This is a genomic window from Streptomyces sp. NPDC003038, assembly GCF_040611115.1.
Taxonomy (GTDB): domain Bacteria; phylum Actinomycetota; class Actinomycetes; order Streptomycetales; family Streptomycetaceae; genus Streptomyces.
The window spans coordinates 144,915-158,787 of record NZ_JBEXNN010000011.1; the positions used below are offsets into that span (position 1 = coordinate 144,915).

Sequence of the window (13,873 nt, forward strand, 5' to 3'; positions counted from 1 at the left end):
CCCGGCGGGCCGTCGATCCGGGCTGTCCCGTGTCTTCCCTCCGCAAGGCCCCGGGCGTACCTTGAGCCACCCATCTGATGTTCCGTCAGTAACTTGTGGCCCGAGGGGAAGACGAAGGTGTCCAACCGGAAACGCTCCACCGCACTCGCGCTGGCCTCCGCGCTGGCCGGATCGGCGGTACTGCTGTCCGCCCCCGCGGCCCACGCCGCCGTCATCGACGTGGCGTACGACTGCAAGACCCCGATCGGGGACAAGTCGGCCGTGTCGCCCATCGACATCAAGGCCGTCAAGGAAGGCGACGCCTACAAGCTGACGATGTCCTTCCAGAAGGGCGTCTCCTCCAGCCCCATCGAGCTCGGCAAGGGCGCGATGTCCCCCAGCGCTGTCATCCTCGTCGACGGCGCCGAGAAGACGTCCGTGCCGGTCTCCGGGCCGCCCAATCCCGAGGCGGCGCCCGCCGACACCCCCATCAAGATCACCGACCTCTCGGGCACCTACACGCCCAAGAAGAGCGGCAAGGTCACCTTCACCGCCGGCGTGCTCACCATCAAGGCGATGGGCACCACGACGACCTGCACCCCCGGCAACAGCCCCAAGCCGTCCCTGGAACTGGACGTCACGGCCGCCGCCGGCGCCGTCCCGCAGCCCGACGCGACGGGCGGGACCCTCCCGCGGACCGGGCCCACCGATTCCGCCCTCGCCCTCGGCACCCTCGGCGGCACCGTGCTGCTCTCCGGCGCCGCCGGTGTGCTCTGGCTGACCCGGCGCGGCCAGCGGGCCCGGTCCTGAACGGAGCGCCCCGGCCATGCCCGTGCTCCCCACACCCAAGCGCCTCGGCGTCCTGCTGCTGGCCGCCACCGCGCTGTACGTGCTGCCCGCTCCCACCGCGACGGCCGACGAGCCCGCCTGGACCGCCGAGCCCGCCGCCGCGACGGCGACCGCGCCCGCCCGCCCGTACTTCTACCTGGCGGGTCCCCCCGGCACCGTCCTGGAGGACCGCCTCGCCCTGGCCAACACCACCGACCAGGAGCGCACCATCACCCTGCGCGGGGCCGGTGCCCACAACACCGCCGACGGCGCCTTCGCGGTGCGCCCCGCCGCGGCCACGCCCGCGCCCACCGCCGAAGGCCCCCGAGAAGGGCCCGCCACCGGCTCCGGTGCCTGGATCAGCTTCGGCGCCGCCGCGACGGTGAAGGTCCCGCCCCGCACCCGAGCGGTGGTCCCCTTCACCCTGACCGTCCCGCCCGCCTCCCCGCCGGGCGACCACCCCGCCGCCGTGGTGGCCACCGAGGGCGGCCGCGAGGTGGGCGTACGGATCCACCTGCGCGTCAGCGGTCCCACCCTGGCCGCCCTCACCGTCGAGGACGTCTCCGTCCGCGGCACGGGCGCCTCCGCGAAGGTGGCGTACACCCTGGTCAACCGCGGGAACGTCGCCCTCGCCCCCGAGCTGGCGATCCGCGCCGAAGGCCGCCTCGGCGAGGTGCCGGGCCGCGACGCGCGCGCCCTGCCCGTGGAACTGCTGCCGGGCCAGCGGGTCGAGCTGACCGAACCCTGGCCCGGCGCCCCCGCCCTCGACCGGGTCGACCTCACCCTCACCGTCACCGCCCCCGGCGGTGCCCGGGCCACGGCGACCGCCTCGGCGTGGTGCCTGCCGTGGCCGGCCGGCGGCTGGACGGGGGCCGGGCTCCTGGCCCTCGGCGGGACGGCCACGGCCGCGCTGCTCCTCGTACGCGGCCGACGGACGCGCAGCGGCCCGCAGGCCGACCGGGAGGCGGCGCCCGTGCGGATGCGGCGCCGGGCACCGGAACACGAACTGACGGGAGCCTCCCGGTGAGCGCGATGGCTGACGGCAAGGCCGGTGCCGGTGCCGGTCCCGGAGCCGGTGCCCGTTCCCGGGTCGGGGCCGGGTTCCGGTTCGGTACCGGCGTCGGAGGACGGCTCCGGGCCCTCCTCGCGGCGGGGCCGGCGGCGTGCGCCCTGGCGCTGTTCCCCGCGTCACCGGCCGCCGCCGACGAGGGCAAGCCGACCGTGGCGCTCTCGCTCCAGGAGGCCGCCCAGGGCACCGATATCACCGTCACCGGCACCGGCTGGCGGGCCGAGACGATGGTGATGCTGCTGGTCTGCGGGCAGAACATGATCGGCGGCACCAACAGCTGCGCCAACGCCGACGGCGTCGCGGTCGCGGCCGCCGCCGACGGGCACTTCGCCGCACAGCTGGCCGTGGTGGCGCCGCCCAAGCCCTGCCCCTGCGTCGTCCACGTCACCTCCGTCAACGGCGACCGGTCCACCGTCGCCGTCCCCCTGAAGATCACCGGCCATCCGGTGGCCGAGCTGCCCGCCGAGTCGGGGACCGCCCGCCTCGCGATGCTGACCGGGGTCCGGCTGGAGGGTGAGGACGGGGTGCTGACCTGGTTCGGAGCCCCGCCCCGCCGGAAGTTCACCGCCACCGTCGGCAACCTCGGCTCGGCCCCGGTCAAGGACCCGGTCTTCCAGCTCGGCACCGCCCACGGGGTGTTCGCGCCGCTGTGGGAGGAGGTCCGGTGGAAGGGCACCATCCCGCCGGGGGGCAAGGCCGAGATCGCGCTGGACGTCAGCCTCGCCGCAGGGGCTCACGGCGATTACACGGTCTCGCTCAAGTACGGCGAGACGGTCGTGGCCACGCAGCCCTGGGGCGTCGACCGTCCGTACGGGGTCCTGCTGTTCTGGGGGCTGCTCCTGCTGGTGATCCCGGCCGCGGTCTTCCGTATCGGCATGGCCGTGGTCGACAAGGTCCGGCCGCGTGCCGCGCCCGCGGGCGGCCGCCACCGGGGCCCGCCCGATGCCGACGCGGCCGTACGAGGACCCGTGCCGGACCGCTCGGAACGGGCGACGGAATCTCCCCAGACCACCACGGCGGCCCTGCCGTGGTTCAGCCCGGACAGCGCGCCGGAGACAGCACCGCAGACGTCCGCACCGTCTGAGAACCGTTCGACGACGAAGGGACATTCGTGAAGACCCAACGGAGGGTGAGCGCGGCCGTGGTCGCGCTGCTGCTCGGCGGCGCGGGTATTGCCACATCGGCTTCTCCCGCCCTGGCCGCCGAGGCCACGTACAAGGTCAAGTGCGTTCCGCCGGCCGGCGGGGGCGACCCGGTGGAGGGCGAGACCACCGCCAGGATCACGGCCCCTGCCACGGCCAAGGTCGGTGACGAGGTCGACGTGGTCTGGGAGACCGTCAAGCCGGCGTCCAACAACACGGACCTCATGGACATCCCGAAGGACTCGGTCCAGCCCACCGGCTGGATCGCCGTGGGCGGCGGGATGGGCGAGCTCAAGGTCGTCGGGGAGAAGAAGAACCCGCCGATCCCCAAGAAGGCCCCCATGGTCATGTCCGCGATGAAGGGCAAGCTGAAGCTCACCAAGGCGGGCAAGATCACCCTGACGCCCGGCAAGTACGAGGTCGCCGTCACGTTCTCCTTCGGCACGTTCGTCACCAAGTGCGCGCCCCAGGGGAACGTGGGCGTCGGAGCCACCATCGACGTGGCGGCCGGCTCCAGCGGCGGTACGACCACGTCCGGCGGTACGACCAGTTCGGGCGGTACGACCACCTCCGGCGGTACGACCAGTTCGGGCGGTACGACCACCTCCGGCGGTACGACGACCTCCGGCGGCTCCACCAGCGGTGGTGGCGGCGGCCAGACCGACTTCCCGGGCAAGGCCGTCGAGGTCGCCTTCGACTGCGGCCCGGTCGTCCCCGGAGGCATCAAGACGCCGGTCACGATCAACGCGAAGAAGAACGGCGGCAACTACGACCTGACCGTCAAGACCGCGAAGGGTGCGATGGCTGCGCCCATGGCCCTGCCCGCCGGGGCGCTCAAGCCCTCGATGAACGTCAAGCTCGGCGGCGCCGACAGCGGCGTGGTGAAGGTCTCGGGACCGGCCAACGCGGAGCCGATCCCGGACAAGGCTCCGGTCAGCCTCAACGACATGACCGGCACCTACAAGCCCGGCAAGACCGGCAAGGTGACGCTGAGCCCGGACCAGCTGACGATCGACGTCACGATGGCCCCGGGCGCCACGCCGATCAACGTGCCCTGCAAGGCCACCAGCAGTGGCGTCTCGCTGGAGCTGGACACCACCGCCCAGGCGGGCGGCTCCCAGTCCGGCGGCAGCACCACCAGCAACTCCGGCACCAGTGGCGGCCTCGCCGAGACCGGGGCGGCGGACGAGGGCGGCATCAAGGCCCTGGCCCTGGTCGCCGGCACGGTGATCCTGCTCGGCGGCGCGGTCTTCGCCTTCACTCCGTGGCGCCGCCTGCGCGGCGGCACGCGGTAGCCCGTACGGCAGAACGGGAGCGGCCCGGCACACCTTCCGGTGTGCCGGGCCGCTCCCGCGGGCAGAGGGGCGGACGTCAGTGGACGTTGCCCATCATCGTCTGGACGTTCTTGCGGTACATGTAGATCGCGAAGCCCGCGAGCGCCGCCAGCGCGGCCTGCGCCGCGATGATCGTGGTGCCGTTCAGGTCCACACCGGCGATCGAGAGCAGGCTCGTCGTGCAGTCACCAGCGGTGACCGCGAGGAACCAGACACCCATCATCTGGCTCGCGTACTTCTGCGGAGCCATCTTCGTGGTGACGGACAGGCCCACGGGGGACAGGCACAGCTCGGCGATCGTCTGGATCATGTAGATCGAGACCAGCCACATGGGGCTGACCTTGCTGCCGTCGCCAGCCATGCCCATCGGCACGACGAAGACGAAGAACGAGCCGCCGACCAGGACCAGTGCCATCGCGAACTTCACGATGGTCGTCGGCTCCTGGTTCTTGCGGGCCAGCCAGATCCACAGCCAGGCGAAGACCGGGGCCAGGGACATCACGAAGAGCGGGTTCAGCGACTGGAACCAGGTCGACGGGAAGTCGAAGCCGAAGAGCGCGTTCGCGGACTTGGTCTCGGCGAAGGCGGCCAGCGTGGAGCCACCCTGGTCGTAGATCATCCAGAAGACGGCGGCGGCCACGAAGAACCAGATGTAGCCGTTCATCTTCGACTGCTCGGCGGTGCTCAGGTCCTTGTCGCGCTTGATGCGTGCGAGGACGCCGATCGGGATGAGCAGACCGGCGATGGTCAGCGGGATCATGGCCCAGTTCAGCGTGAAGACACCGGCGAAGCCGACGGCGGCGTAGAAGACGGCGATGATGCCGACGGCCGCAGCGACCTTGGCGATGATCGCGTTGCGCTCCTGGACGGAGAGCGGGTTCGGGACCAGGCTGCTCGTCGCGCTCAGATGCTTGGTGCCCCAGAGGAACTGCGCCAGACCCAGCGCCATGCCCAGACCGGCCATGGCGAAGCCCAGGTGCCAGTTCACCTTCTGGCCGACGGTGCCGATGGCGAGCGGCGCGACGAAGGCGCCGAGGTTGATGCCCACGTAGAAGAGCGTGAAGCCACTGTCACGGCGCGGGTCCTGGGGACCGTCGTAGAGGTGGCCGACCATCGTGGAGATGTTGGCCTTCAGCAGGCCGGAGCCGACTGCCACGAGCGCCAGACCGACGAAGAACATCGCCTGGCCGGGGACGGCGAGCGCGAAGTGGCCCGCCATGATCACGCCACCCGCGACGGTGACCGTCTTACGGGCACCCCAGACGCGGTCGCCGAACCATCCGCCGGGCAGGGCCATGAGGTAGACCATGGCCACGTAGACGGAGTAGATCGCCGTCGCGACGGCGGTCCGCAAGGCGAGGCCGCCGGCCTGGCTGCCTTCCGCCGCGTCGGGGCCGCCCGACAGGATGTAGACGACGAGAAGGGCCCGCATGCCGTAGTAGGAGAAACGCTCCCACATCTCGGTCATGAACAGAGTGGCCAGGCCACGGGGGTGGCCGAAGAAGGTCGGCTCGGTGGACGGATCCGCCGAGTCCTTCGTCAGGCTGGAAGCCATCGTCGATCCTTGCTTGCTCGGGACGCCTTCGCTTCGTGAGCTCATCAGCGCCCGGTGGGGGGTGGCCGGCACCGGCGGCGGATGTCCCACCCCACGCCCCGGGGTCCCGTCCCCGGTGTACCGGAGGCGAAGGGTCAGCCGTCACCGGGATCCACGCCTGTCACGCACCATCGCGAGACGGGCCCGGCCCACAGGTCATTCACTGTCATCAAGCCCGGACAGGTCAGTCCGTCAAGACTGCCCGGTCCGGTCAGGACAGAAATAGAGACCTTCGGCGCGCTTTTCGGCACAAAGGTCCCCTGGGTAGTGCATCAGGCGTCTCGCCACCATACGACACGACACTGCGGCATATGGAAGGACTTGAGATATGGATCACAGGTGTGGCGGGAACCGTTCGACCATATTCGAAGGCAGTCAATAGGTGCCCGGCCCACAACCAGAGGGGCCCCCAGGCACGCCCCTCCTTACCGTCACCGCGGACTACCATCACCCACATGACGCGTGTACTGCTCGCCGAGGACGACGCATCCATCTCGGAGCCTTTGGCCCGCGCTCTGCGCCGGGAGGGTTACGAGGTCGAGGTCCGGGAGGACGGCCCCACCGCCCTGAACGCGGGACTGCAGGGCGGCGTCGACCTCGTCGTCCTGGACCTGGGCCTGCCGGGCATGGACGGCCTGGAAGTCGCCCGCCGACTGCGCGCCGAGGGCCACGGTTTTCCGATCCTGGTGCTCACCGCCCGAGCGGACGAGGTCGACACGGTCGTCGGCCTGGACGCCGGCGCGGACGACTACGTGACCAAGCCCTTCCGGCTCGCCGAGCTGCTGGCCCGGGTACGGGCCCTGCTGCGGCGCGGCGCCACCGAGGCGAGCCAGCCCCCCGCCACCCACGGCGTGCGGATCGACGTCGAATCGCACCGCGCCTGGATGGGCGAGGAGGAGCTCCAGCTCACGGCCAAGGAGTTCGACCTGCTGCGGGTCCTGGTGCGGGACGCGGGCCGGGTCGTCACGCGCGACCAGCTCATGCGCGAGGTCTGGGACACCACCTGGTGGTCCTCGACGAAGACCCTCGACATGCACATCTCCTGGCTGCGCAAGAAGCTGGGCGACGACGCCGCCAATCCCCGTTACATCGCCACGGTCCGAGGCGTCGGCTTCCGCTTCGAGAAGAGCTGAGCCCTGAGGCATGCGCCGCCGCCTGATCAACTCCACGCTCGCCGTGGTGCTCGTCGTCATCGCCGTCTTCGGCGTCTCCCTGGTCATCGTGGAGACCCGCACCATCACGAGCAGCGCCCAGGGCCGCATCGAGTCCGAGGCGATGTGGCTCGTGGGCCTCGTCGAGGCGAACATCCTGCAGAAGGAGCCGATCGACGCCGGCGCGCTCGCCGAACAGCTGGACGCCGGCCGGTACGCGCGGATCACGGTGCCGGGGCAGCCGCCCGTGGAGATCGGCGACCGGATCGACGACAGCGTCATCCGGGGCATCGCGCAGGGCGAGCACGGCGAGGTCGTGATCGTCGAGGAGTCCCGCGCCACGGTGACGAACGAGGTCGTACGGACCCTGGCCGTGGTCGGCGCGGTGGCACTGCTGGCCGTCGTGGCGGCCGTGCTGCTCGCCGTACGCCAGGCCAACCGGCTGGCCTCCCCGCTCACCGACCTCGCCGAGACGGCGGAACGGCTCGGCTCGGGCGACCCACGGCCCCGGCACAAGCGGTACGGGGTCCCCGAGCTGGACCGCGTCGCGGACGTACTGGACTCCAGCGCCGAGCGGATCGGCCGGATGCTGACCGCCGAGCGGCGCCTGGCCGCGGACGCCTCGCACCAGCTGCGGACCCCCCTCACCGCCCTGTCGATGCGGCTGGAGGAGATCACGGTCACCGAGGACCTGGAGACCGTACGGGAAGAGGCGACGATCGCCCTCACCCAGGTGGAGCGGCTCACGGACGTCGTGCAGCGGCTGCTGACGAACTCGCGGGACCCGCGGACGGGCTCGGCGGTCCCCTTCGACCTCGACGAGATCGTCAAACAGCAGGTGGAGGAGTGGCGGCCGGCCTACCGCAGCGCGGGCCGTGCCATCGTCCGCTCCGGCAAACAGGGCGTACGGGCCGTCGGTACCCCGGGCGCGGTCTCGCAGGTCCTGGCCACCCTGGTGGAGAACGCGCTCATGCACGGCGGCGGCACGGTGGCGCTGCGCACCCGGGTGATCGGGAACCAGGCCGTGCTGGAGGTCACGGACGAGGGGCCGGGGGTCCCGCCGGATCTCGGCAACCGGATCTTCGAGCGGGCCATCAGCGGCCGCAACTCCACCGGGATCGGCCTGGCGGTGGCCCGGGACCTCGCGGAGGCGGACGGCGGGCGCCTCGAACTGCTCCAGGCGCAGCCGCCGGTATTCGCGCTGTTCCTCAGCCGCACGGCGCCGGAACGCTCGGATCCGGAGAGGACGACGGTGCGCTAGCCAGGCTAGGCCCAGTTGCGCGCGGGCTCCGGCTCGGGCTGGGGCTCCGGCTCCGGCCGGGTCCCCGGCTGCGGCCTGCGCTGTGGCTCGCGCGCCGTCGCGGCGGCGGACGCGGTGAAGGGGACCGGGGCCGGCGCCGGGGCGGCCGGCGTGGGCAGGGCTTTGAAGACCCAGGTCCGGTAGGACCAGAAGCGGAAGACGGTGGCGACGGCGATGCCGAGGAACTTGAAGGCGTTGGTCGCGAGGTGGCCGTCCCAGCCGAAGCCGTAGGTGGCCGTGTACAGCACACCGTTCTCGATGACGAGGCCGATCACGCTGAAAGCGGCGAAGAGGGTCAGCTCGCGGGTGCGGCCGCTCTTGGCCCGGTCCCGGTAGGTGAAGTAGCGGAAGCCGAGGTAGTTCGTGGCGATGGCCACGACGGTGGCTATCACGCTCGCACGGACCACCTGGAGGTCGGTCGTGCTGCGGATCAGGTTGAAGACACCCAGGTTGACCAGCACACCCAGACCGCCGACAGCCCCGAACTTGGCGACCTCCCGCGCCAGACCGCGTACGCGTTCGAGGACGGATCCGTCCCGCGGCGTGCTCATCAGATGGTCAGCCCTGTCGGTCACCGCCCCGTACGAGGCGTCCGGTATTTCTCGTCAACCTCTTCATGGTAAGTGTCGCCCCGTTGCTCCGTCCGCGCCTTCGCTCCCCGTGCGACGCACGGCACACACACGGCACAGACCCGTCCCGAGCCGGCCCCCACCCGCCCCCGCCCGTCCCGTGCCCGCCGCACCGGCGGGTCCGCGCCAGGCCAGGTCCGTATGGCGCAATACCGGCGGATACTCTGGAGGGGTGACGTTCCCGGTAGTCGGCATGGTCGGCGGCGGACAGCTCGCCCGCATGACCCACGAGGCGGGTATCCCCCTCGGTATCAGATTCAAGCTCCTCAGTGACACCCCACAGGACTCGGCGGCCCAGGTCGTGAGCGATGTCGTCATCGGCGACTATCGCGATCTGGAGACCCTGCGTGCCTTCGCACGCGGCTGCGACGTGATCACCTTCGATCACGAGCACGTACCCACCGAACACCTGCGGGCCCTGGAAGCGGACGGCATCCCCGTCCGCCCGGGGCCCGACGCGTTGGTGCACGCCCAGGACAAGGGGGTGATGCGCGCCAAGCTCGATGAGATCGGCGCGCCGAGCCCCCGCCACCGGATCGTGCGCGATCCGGCGGACGTGGCGGCCTTCGCGCAGGAGGTGGGCGGCTTCCCCGTCATCCTCAAGACGGTGCGCGGAGGGTACGACGGCAAGGGAGTGTGGTTCGTCCGCACTCCCGAGGACGCGGAGGCCCCCTTCAAGGCGGGGGTCCCGGTCCTCGCGGAGGAGAAGGTCGAGTACGTCCGCGAGCTCGCGGCCAACATCGTCCGCTCCCCGCACGGCCAGGCGGTGGCCTACCCCGTCGTCGAGTCCATCCAGGTGGACGGGGTCTGCGACACGGTGATCGCCCCCGCACCGAACCTCTCGGAGGCCCTGGCGGGAGAGGCCCAGGCCCTCGCGCTGCGCATCGCCAAGGAGCTCGGCGTGACCGGCCACCTGGCCGTGGAGCTGTTCGAGACCACCGACGGCAGGATCCTGGTCAACGAGCTGGCGATGCGCCCGCACAACAGCGGCCACTGGACCCAGGACGGCGCGGTCACCTCCCAGTTCGCCAACCACGTACGGGCGGTCCTGGACCTCCCGCTGGGCGACCCGCGCCCCCGCGCCCGCTGGACGGTCATGGCGAACGTGCTGGGCGGGGACTACCCCGACATGTACGCGGCGTACCTGCACTGCATGGCCCACGACCCGCAGCTGAAGATCCACATGTACGGCAAGGACGTGAAACCCGGCCGCAAGGTCGGCCACGTCAACACCTACGGCGACGACCTGGACGATGTGCTGGAGCGCGCACGTCACGCTGCCGGCTACCTCAGAGGAACGATCACCGCATGAGCATCACCTCTCCCGCAGGTCCCACCGGTGCCACAGGTCCCACAGATCCCGTCATCGGCATCGTCATGGGCTCGGACTCGGACTGGCCGGTCATGGAGGCCGCCGCCCAGGCCCTGGACGAGTTCGAGATCCCCTACGAGGTCGACGTCGTCTCCGCGCACCGGATGCCGCGCGAGATGATCGCGTACGGGGAGCAGGCCGCCGAGCGCGGCCTGAAGGCGATCATCGCGGGCGCGGGCGGGGCCGCCCACCTGCCCGGCATGCTCGCGTCGGTCACCCCGCTGCCGGTCATCGGCGTGCCGGTGCCGCTGCGCTACCTCGACGGCATGGACTCGCTGCTGTCGATCGTCCAGATGCCCGCGGGGGTTCCCGTCGCCACCGTCTCGGTCGCCGGGGCGCGCAACGCGGGGCTGCTGGCCGTACGCATGCTGGCCGCCCACGACGCGGAGCTGCTCGGCCGGGTGCGGGAGTTCCAGCAGGAGCTGAACGACCAGGCCACCGAGAAGGGCAAGCGGCTGCGGGCGAAGGTCGCGGGCACGGAGACCTTCGGATTCGGCAAGTGAGCGCGGGGGGCGGCGAAGCCACCGGGGGCGGCGGGGCCGCCGGGGGCGGCGAAGCCACCGGGGTCACCGGAGCCGCCCGGCTGCGCCTGGCCGAGGCACGAGAGCTGCTGGCCGAGCACCCCGTCGTGGACGGCCACAACGACCTGCCCTGGGCGCTGCGCAAGCAGGTCCGCTACGACCTCGACCAGCGGGACATCGCCGGCGACCAGTCGGCGTACCTGCACACCGACATCCCCCGGCTGCGCGCCGGCGGGGTCGGCGCGCAGTTCTGGTCGGTGTACGTGAGCACCGAGCTGACCGGCGACGACGCGGTCAGCGCCACCCTGGAGCAGATGGACGCGGTCGGCCAGCTGATCGACCGCTATCCGGGCGACCTGGTACGGGCGCTGACCGCGGACGACATGGAGGCCGCCCGCGCCGACGGCCGGATCGCCTCGCTGATGGGCGCCGAGGGCGGCCACTCCATCAACAACTCGCTCGCCACCCTGCGCGCCCTGTACCGGCTCGGCGTCCGGTACATGACGCTCACGCACAACGACACGATCGACTGGGCGGATTCGGCGACCGACGAGCCGCGCCACGGCGGCCTGACGGACTTCGGCCGCGAGGTCGTCCGCGAGATGAACCGCGTCGGCATGCTGGTGGACCTCTCGCACGTCGCCGCGACGACGATGCGGGACGCGATCGCGGCGTCCGCCGCGCCGGTGATCTTCTCGCACTCCTCCGCGCGGGCCGTATGCGACCACCCGCGCAACATCCCGGACGACGTGCTGGAGCTGCTGGCGGCCAACGGCGGAGTGGCGATGGCCACCTTCGTCCCGAAGTTCATCCTCCCGGCGGCGGTCGACTGGACCCTGGCCGCCGACGAGAACCTGCGGGCGCACGGCCTGCACCACCTGGACACCACGCCCGAGGCGATGGCCCTGCACCGGGCCTTCGAGGCGGAGCACCCGCGCCCGGTGGCCACCGCCGCCACGGTCGCCGACCACCTCGACCACATGCGTGAGGTGGCCGGGATCGACCACATCGGCATCGGCGGGGACTACGACGGCACGGCCTTCACCCCGGCCGGGCTGGACGACGTGGCGGGCTACCCGAACCTCATCGCCGAGCTACTGACGCGCGGCTGGTCGCGGGCCGAGCTGGCCAAGCTGAGCTGGACCAACGCGGTACGGGCGCTGCGCGACGCGGAAGCGGTGTCGCGGGACCTCTCGGCGTCCCGCGGCCCGTCGAACGCGGTGCTGTAGCCCCGGGGGCTGCGGTTGGACCCGGCAGACCCGGCGCCCGCCGACCCTGCCGGGCGCCAGCTTCCCGCCTCCCGGCCGGGCGTCGGGCCGGTCGCCCTGCGGGTGCTGGCTTCCCGCCCCGCCGGGCCCCGGGCTTTCCGCGCTGCGGGACGCGGTCTATAGGCGTATCGGTCGGCGGGCGCGCCAGCCTCCCCGGCCCCCCTGGCTGACGGGGTGCCCCGGCCTGCCGGGCGTCGGGCCGGCTGGTCTGCGGGGTGCGGCCTATGGGCCTACCGGTCGGCGGTTGCCGGCCTCCTCCCCGGTCCCCGGCCCGCAGGGCCCGGGCCTGCCGGGCCCCGGGCTTTCCGCCCTGCGGGGCGTTGGGCTTCCCGGCCTGCGGGACGTGGCCTACAGGGCCGGTCGGCGGGTGCGACCCGGACGGGTGCGCGCGGCCGCTCGGCGACCCGCGCCTCCCGTCGCCGGTGCGGGCGAAGGGGCGTGACCTTGGCCTTGACCTGTCGGGTACCACCCGAACGCCACATCTGCCGGGCGACCCGGGCGTCCCACATGTCACGGTGGCACCGTCCCTCCCTGCTGCCGCCGAGACCGGAGCGAATCCCATGGCCGACCTGCAGGATGAACGACCCGACACGGGCCACGTCCCCGTCGGCCCCGGATCCCTCGGAGCCGAAGACGTTCCCGCCGCGGTGTCGGCCGGCGCCCTCGACCGGGTCACCGCCCTGCTGTCCGAGCACCCCGTCGCGGACGGGTGCAACACCCTGGTCTGGACCCTGCGCCAGAGCCCCTACCACGACATCGACACCCCGGACACCGGTGTCGACACCGACTTCCCGCGGCTGCGCGCCGGGGGAGTGGGGGCCCAGTTCTGGTCGCTGCTGCCCCCGAGCGAGTCCGGGTCCGCGGACCAGGTCGTCTCCGACACCCTCGAACAGATCGACGCGGCACTGGCCCTGGTGCGCCGCTATCCCGACAGCCTGCGCCTCGCGCTGAGCGCCGACGACATGGCGGACGCCCGCAACCGCGGCCGGATCGCCTCGTTCCTCGGCCCCGTGCCGGGTCGTACGCTGACCGGCTCGCTGGGCGCGCTGCGCGCCTTCCACGCGCTGGGCGTACGGCTCCTCGCGCCCGCCGGAGCACCCTGGGCGCGGGACGGCCTGACGGTCTTCGGCCACGAGGTGGTCCGGGAGATGAACCGGCTGGCGATGCTGCTGGACCTCACCGGCTGCTCGCCGGAGGCGGCCTGTCAGCTCGTGGGAGCCTCGAAGGCGCCGGTGCTCATCTCGAACACGGGCGCGGCGGCGCTGAACCCGCATCCGGGGAACGTGGCCGACGAGGTCCTGCGGGCGCTGGGCGCGGGGAACGGCCTGGCCATGGTCACCTTCGACACCGCGCGGACCGGGGACTCCCTGCACGCGGTGGCGGACCACGTGGACCACGTACGGGCGGTCGCGGGCCCGCGGAGCGTCGGGCTCGGAGCCGCCTTCGGCGCCGAGTCGGGCACCCCCCGCCCGGCCGGCCTGACCGACGCCTCGGGCTATCCGAGGCTGCTCGCGGAGCTGCTGGAGCGAGGCTGGCCGGAGGCGGACCTGGCCCTGCTGACCTGGGGCAACGCCCAACGCGTCCTGCGGGACGCGGAGTTCACCTCCCGCGCCGCCCAACACCACCGCACCACCCCCTGACGCGCCCCTCACACCGCTCCGCGCCGCCTGCCGTCCGTCGGGGGTC

At 72.3% G+C, this 13,873-nt stretch carries 12 protein-coding genes; 10 read left to right on the forward strand and 2 right to left on the reverse strand.

What is annotated here, in order from left to right:
- Positions 1-117: 117 nt before the first annotated feature.
- From ABZX75_RS16680 to ABZX75_RS16695, 4 genes are read left to right on the forward strand one after another with little or no spacing between them, the layout of a single operon-like run.
- Positions 118-789: an LPXTG cell wall anchor domain-containing protein gene (locus ABZX75_RS16680; protein WP_355410938.1), complete on the forward strand. Its 672-nt coding sequence runs from the start codon at positions 118-120 to the stop codon at positions 787-789.
- Between the two features lie 16 nt (positions 790-805).
- Complete coding sequence (locus ABZX75_RS16685) at positions 806-1,834, forward strand: hypothetical protein (RefSeq protein ID WP_355410940.1); 1,029 nt, start codon at positions 806-808, stop codon at positions 1,832-1,834.
- A complete protein-coding gene (locus tag ABZX75_RS16690) occupies positions 1,831-2,991 on the forward strand; it encodes a neocarzinostatin apoprotein domain-containing protein (RefSeq protein ID WP_355410942.1) in 1,161 nt (386 codons plus the stop codon). Before ABZX75_RS16685 ends, ABZX75_RS16690 begins: the two co-directional genes overlap by 4 nt.
- A complete protein-coding gene (locus tag ABZX75_RS16695; protein ID WP_355410944.1) occupies positions 2,988-4,313 on the forward strand; it encodes a hypothetical protein in 1,326 nt (441 codons plus the stop codon). Before ABZX75_RS16690 ends, ABZX75_RS16695 begins: the two co-directional genes overlap by 4 nt.
- 76 nt (positions 4,314-4,389) lie before the next feature.
- Here the strand turns inward: ABZX75_RS16695 and ABZX75_RS16700 are convergent, their stop codons facing one another.
- The gene (locus tag ABZX75_RS16700) at positions 4,390-5,907 is read right to left on the reverse strand and encodes an oligopeptide:H+ symporter (RefSeq protein ID WP_355410946.1); all 1,518 of its coding nucleotides are present in this window, start codon (positions 5,905-5,907) and stop codon (positions 4,390-4,392) included.
- Between the two features lie 494 nt (positions 5,908-6,401).
- Between ABZX75_RS16700 and ABZX75_RS16705 the strand changes: the two genes are divergently transcribed.
- Positions 6,402-7,079, forward strand: coding sequence for a response regulator transcription factor (locus ABZX75_RS16705; protein WP_355410948.1), 678 nt, complete (start codon positions 6,402-6,404; stop codon positions 7,077-7,079).
- Between the two features lie 10 nt (positions 7,080-7,089).
- Positions 7,090-8,358, forward strand: a complete 1,269-nt coding sequence (locus ABZX75_RS16710) for an ATP-binding protein (RefSeq protein ID WP_355410950.1) — start codon at positions 7,090-7,092, stop codon at positions 8,356-8,358.
- A 5-nt stretch (positions 8,359-8,363) separates the two neighbouring features.
- Here ABZX75_RS16710 and ABZX75_RS16715 read toward each other — a convergent pair whose 3' ends face one another.
- The gene (locus ABZX75_RS16715) at positions 8,364-8,948 is read right to left on the reverse strand and encodes a GtrA family protein (RefSeq protein ID WP_355410952.1); all 585 of its coding nucleotides are present in this window, start codon (positions 8,946-8,948) and stop codon (positions 8,364-8,366) included.
- Between the two features lie 250 nt (positions 8,949-9,198).
- On the opposite strand from ABZX75_RS16715, the gene ABZX75_RS16720 reads away from it, so the two are divergent.
- From ABZX75_RS16720 to ABZX75_RS16735, 4 genes are all read left to right on the forward strand, one after another.
- A complete protein-coding gene (locus ABZX75_RS16720; protein ID WP_355410954.1) occupies positions 9,199-10,338 on the forward strand; it encodes a 5-(carboxyamino)imidazole ribonucleotide synthase in 1,140 nt (379 codons plus the stop codon).
- The gene (gene purE, locus ABZX75_RS16725; RefSeq protein ID WP_355410956.1) at positions 10,335-10,901 is read left to right on the forward strand and encodes a 5-(carboxyamino)imidazole ribonucleotide mutase; all 567 of its coding nucleotides are present in this window, start codon (positions 10,335-10,337) and stop codon (positions 10,899-10,901) included. Before ABZX75_RS16720 ends, purE begins: the two co-directional genes overlap by 4 nt.
- 80 nt (positions 10,902-10,981) lie before the next feature.
- Entirely contained in the window at positions 10,982-12,148 is a 1,167-nt protein-coding gene (locus ABZX75_RS16730; protein WP_355411061.1) for a dipeptidase, read from the forward strand.
- A 599-nt stretch (positions 12,149-12,747) separates the two neighbouring features.
- On the forward strand, positions 12,748-13,827 hold the full coding sequence (locus ABZX75_RS16735; RefSeq protein ID WP_355410958.1) for a membrane dipeptidase: 1,080 nt from the start codon (positions 12,748-12,750) through the stop codon (positions 13,825-13,827).
- Positions 13,828-13,873 lie beyond the last annotated feature (46 nt).

Excerpts from the sequence above, each read along its gene's own strand:
- ABZX75_RS16735 (WP_355410958.1), top strand. The coding sequence starts at position 12,748 with ATGGCCGACCTGCAGGATGAACGACCCGACACGGGCCACGTCCCCGTC.
- ABZX75_RS16715 (WP_355410952.1), bottom strand. The coding sequence starts at position 8,948 with ATGAGCACGCCGCGGGACGGATCCGTCCTCGAACGCGTACGCGGTCTG.
- ABZX75_RS16700 (WP_355410946.1), bottom strand. The coding sequence starts at position 5,907 with ATGGCTTCCAGCCTGACGAAGGACTCGGCGGATCCGTCCACCGAGCCG.
- ABZX75_RS16685 (WP_355410940.1), top strand. The coding sequence starts at position 806 with ATGCCCGTGCTCCCCACACCCAAGCGCCTCGGCGTCCTGCTGCTGGCC.
- purE (WP_355410956.1), top strand. The coding sequence starts at position 10,335 with ATGAGCATCACCTCTCCCGCAGGTCCCACCGGTGCCACAGGTCCCACA.
- ABZX75_RS16710 (WP_355410950.1), top strand. The coding sequence starts at position 7,090 with ATGCGCCGCCGCCTGATCAACTCCACGCTCGCCGTGGTGCTCGTCGTC.
- ABZX75_RS16705 (WP_355410948.1), top strand. The coding sequence starts at position 6,402 with ATGACGCGTGTACTGCTCGCCGAGGACGACGCATCCATCTCGGAGCCT.